Origin of the sequence: Arthrobacter sp. 9V, assembly GCF_902506065.1 — a bacterium.
In the GTDB taxonomy this organism is placed as follows: domain Bacteria; phylum Actinomycetota; class Actinomycetes; order Actinomycetales; family Micrococcaceae; genus Arthrobacter.
The window spans coordinates 1-1,051 of record NZ_LR732961.1; the positions used below are offsets into that span (position 1 = coordinate 1).

Below are 1,051 nucleotides of genomic sequence, written 5' to 3' on the forward strand. Positions count from 1 at the left end.
GGGCACCGGAGTGCGACGGCGCGGCGGCGTACGGCTGCTGGTCGTGGCCCTGCTCGTGACGCTGCTGGTCGTTCCAGCTCGGCGTGCTCGACGGCTGGTCGTACTGCTGCTGCCCGTACTGACCCTGCTGCTCGCCGTTCGGCTGGCCGTACTGCTGCTGGCCCTGCCCGTACTGCTCGCCGTACTGCGGGGTCGAGGTCGGCGTCGGGTCCACCCGCTCGCCGTACCGCGGGGCGTCGGCGTCGGGCCGCTGCTGCGGGGCTTCGCCCCAGCTCGGCGCCTGGCCGTCGCCCGTCCGGTCCTGGTCGTTCCGGTCGTCGTTCGTCATCAGGGTTCCCATCGCTCGGTCGCGCACCTGCGCGGTCGTTCAGACCATCCTGACAGCCGGACCGGCCGAACGCCCGAAGTCCGTCCCCGGCGAGGCCCCGCGCGGGCGTCAGCCCCCGAACACGCTCCGGTTCGGCTCGGGGGACGCGACCGCCGTCTGGTCGGTGACGATCGGCGCTCCGGCGATGAACGAGCGGAGCTCCGCTCCGTGCACGACCTTCGCCGGCATCGGGTCCGACGAGTACCGCCTGGGCATGTCCGCCACCGGCAGGTCGGTCGGCGAGCCGAGCAGCACGATGTTGCCGAACCGTCGGCCCTTGAGCATCCCGGTGTCCGCGACCGCGGCGACCGAGGGCAGCACCGACTGCAGGGTCGACGCCTGTCCGCGGGCGAAGGCCAGCCCGGCGCCGTCGGCCACGTTCACCGCGACGATGCCCGTCGGCGACAGGAACGCGGCGACCTCGCGGTAGAACTCGACGCTCGTCACGTGGGCGGGGATCTGCGAACCGCCGAACACGTCCACCACCGCCAGGTCCACCGTGCCGCGCAGGCCGGCGGGCAGCTTGCCGAGGACCTCGCGGGCGTCGCCGTACCGCACCCGGATCGAGGCGCCGCGGGGGAACGGCAGGGCCTCGCGCACGTGCTCGACCAGGTCGCGCTCGAGCTCGATGACCTGCTGCCGCGAACCCGGACGCGTCACGGCGACGTAGCGGGGCAGGGTCAG

The 1,051-nt window shown here is 73.7% G+C and carries 1 protein-coding gene and 1 pseudogene; both read right to left on the reverse strand.

What is annotated here, in order from left to right:
• A pseudogene (locus BACI9J_RS22760) lies at window positions 1–328 on the reverse strand (hypothetical protein); the annotation flags it as partial.
• Window positions 329–436: 108 nt separating this feature from the next.
• A partial coding sequence (locus tag BACI9J_RS22765; RefSeq protein ID WP_159736657.1) for a spermidine synthase occupies window positions 437–1,051 on the reverse strand: 615 nt, incomplete at its 5' end.